The sequence below is a fragment of the Hydrogenophaga sp. genome, from assembly GCF_041633695.1.
In the GTDB taxonomy this organism is placed as follows: domain Bacteria; phylum Pseudomonadota; class Gammaproteobacteria; order Burkholderiales; family Burkholderiaceae_C; genus Hydrogenophaga.
This window is the reverse complement of record NZ_JBFJMY010000532.1, coordinates 1-2,587: the sequence shown is the minus strand read 5'-3', so window position 1 is coordinate 2,587 and position 2,587 is coordinate 1. Positions and strand designations below refer to the sequence as shown.

The following is a 2,587-nucleotide window of genomic DNA, read 5'->3' as shown; positions in this document are numbered from 1 at the left end:
GCGTGAGTCCCTTGCCGTAGACCATCTCGTAGGCCAGCGCGCCGGGGGCAAATACGCGGGTTTCGATCGGCAGCTCCGCTTGCGACAGTCCGGTGGAGGTGGCGTTGATCACGATGTCAAAACGCTCGTCCTGCAAGTCTTCGTAACCACCGGTCTGCAAGCGGGCATGCGCCGAGAAGTCGTGGCGCAGCAGATGCGCCTTGTCGGCACTGCGGTTGGCAATCGCCATCAGTGCCGGCTTTTGCGCGGCGATCGGCAGAATGGCCCCGCGCGTGGCGCCGCCTGCGCCGCAGATCAACACGCGTTTGCCGGCGATGGCCGTGCCCAGATTGCGCTGGATGTCGTTGACCAGACCCACACCGTCGAAATTTTCCGCCCAGATGCGCTCGCCATCGAACTTCAAGGCATTGGCTGCGCCCGCCAGGCGCGCTCCTTCTGCCGGATCGGTGGCGAGCTCAAAGGCCTGCAGCTTGAAGGGCAGCGTCACGTTCGCACCGAGCCCGCCTTGCGCGCGGAACGTTTGTACCGTGGCCGCAAAGGCGTCCAACGGCGCTTCGATGGCGGTGTATTCCAGGTTTTGGCCCGTGGCGGCAGCGAACAGGCTGTGGATCAGCGGCGATTTGCTGTGGGCAATGGGGTGGCCGAGAACGGCGTAGCGGTCGGGCATGGGTGGGTAGCGTTGAAACGGACGGGGAGTGGTCATTGTCGCCCAAGGCCATATGGGGCCACGGGTTTTGTGGCGGGCACGGCCCGCACACAGGACGGGCGGACATACCATTGGCGCATGACTTCTTCACTCAAAATCGATTTCGTCTCCGATGTGACCTGCCCCTGGTGCGCCGTGGGCCTGGGTGCTCTGGAGCAGGCGCTGGCCAAGCTGCAAGGCGAGGTGTCGGCCGATATCCACTTCCAGCCGTTCGAGCTCAACCCGCACATGGCCGCCGAGGGCCAGGACGCCGGTGAACACCTGACCGAAAAATACGGCTCCACGCCCGAGCAACAAGCCCAGATCCGCGAAACCATCCGCCAGCGGGGCGAAGAGGTGGGTTTTGAGTTCAAGCGCGAAGGCCGTGGCCGCGTGTGGAACACCTTCGATGCCCACCGCCTGCTGCACTGGGCCGAAGTGGAGGGTGCAAGCGGACAGCAGCCCGCGTTGAAAAAGGCGCTGCTCAAGGCCTGCCATGGCCGCGCGGAAAACATGTCGTCCCATGCGGTTCTGGCCGACATCGCCGAATCCGTGGGCCTGGACCGTGCCCGCGCAGAAGCCATTTTGGCCAGCGGTGAATTCACCGCAGAGGTGCGCGAGCGCCAGCAGTTCTACGCCAGCGCCGGCATCCGCTCGGTGCCCGCCATCATCATCAACGACAAGCACCTGATTTCGGGTGGGCAACCGGCTGCGGTGTTCGAGCAGGCGCTTCGGCAGATCGCGGCAGACGCGGTTTAACAAGAGCCGCAGCGTCTGGCCTCTTCTCTGGAGGCAGTTTGCGGCTCAGAACAAGGCACGTGCTTCTGGCTTCGCTTTCGAGCGAAGCATCCAAAGTCAACCAAGATGGGTTTGCCCATTTGTTGATATTTACGTCAATTATTTCTATTTTTGTAGATTAGTTGATATAGTTATCAAGTGCAAACCCTTCAAGAACTGGGCGAAGCTGTTGCCGAACGCCGCAAGGCCTTGGGCCTGCGCCAGCAGGCGGTGGCAGAGCAAGCCGGTATCACCCCCGAGTCCTTGTCCCGCTTTGAGCGGGGCCGCAGCGCCGAGTTCGGCTCGCGCAAGCTCCTGGCCGTGCTCGCGGTGTTGGGCATGGAGCTCAACGTCATCCGCTCGGGCCAATCCGGCACGCTCGACGAGCTGAGGCAGGAGCGCAACCAGGCATGAAGCTCTCGGTCTACGTTCTGGGCCGCAACGTGGCCACGCTGGAGCAGTCGGGCGACTTCAAGAGCGTGCTCACCTACAACGCCAACACCGTCGATACCGCGCCAGACGATTTCGTCTCGCTCACCATGCCGGTACGCACAGAAAGCTACGTGTGGGACGACCAGCTCCCCCCGGTTTTGCAAATGAACCTGCCCGAAGGCTATTTGCTCCAGGTGATTCAAGAGCAGTTTGGCCCGCACATCGGCGCCAGCCCGATCGCCCTGCTGTCGGTCATCGGGCGCAACATGGTGGGCCGTGTGCAAGTGGCCGCACCCGGCGCCGAACTCAGCGAACCCGCCAAGCCGGTTGAAGTGGCCGCGCTGCTGAAAGGCGACAACTCGGAAGCCGCCTTCGCCGCCTTGGTGCGCGAACACGCCACCAGCGGCGTATCGGGTGTGGTGCCCAAGTTTCTGGATGCGCAACTCGAAACCGAATCCGTTCGGCTTGAGCGAACCTTCGTTCGGGCTGAGCCCACCTCCGTTCGGGCTGAGCCTGTCGAAGCCCTGGCGAAGCACCGCAAAGCCAGCCTTTTGACCCACCGCCACATCATCAAAGGCTCCAGCGCCCAGCTGCCTTTCGTGGCCTTGAACGAACACCTGTGCATGCAGGTGGCCAGCCGCGTGATGCCCACCGCCAAAACCGACGTGTCAGACGATGGCCAGGCGCTGGTGG

At 63.2% G+C, this 2,587-nt stretch carries 4 protein-coding genes; 3 read left to right on the top strand and 1 reads right to left on the bottom strand.

Annotated features, from left to right (window positions below):
- A partial coding sequence (aroE, locus tag ABYB95_RS21260; RefSeq protein ID WP_372661615.1) for a shikimate dehydrogenase occupies positions 1-667 on the bottom strand: 667 nt, incomplete at its 3' end.
- 117 nt (positions 668-784) lie between these two features.
- On the opposite strand from aroE, the gene ABYB95_RS21255 reads away from it, so the two are divergent.
- The 3 genes from ABYB95_RS21255 to ABYB95_RS21245 all read left to right on the top strand — a co-directional run.
- Entirely contained in the window at positions 785-1,444 is a 660-nt protein-coding gene (locus tag ABYB95_RS21255) for a DsbA family oxidoreductase (protein ID WP_372661611.1), read from the top strand.
- Positions 1,445-1,621: 177 nt separating this feature from the next.
- The gene (locus ABYB95_RS21250; RefSeq protein WP_066087346.1) at positions 1,622-1,876 is read left to right on the top strand and encodes a helix-turn-helix domain-containing protein; all 255 of its coding nucleotides are present in this window, start codon (positions 1,622-1,624) and stop codon (positions 1,874-1,876) included.
- On the top strand, positions 1,873-2,587 hold a 715-nt coding region (locus ABYB95_RS21245; protein ID WP_372661607.1), incomplete at its 3' end, for a HipA N-terminal domain-containing protein. The genes ABYB95_RS21250 and ABYB95_RS21245, both read left to right, overlap by 4 nt.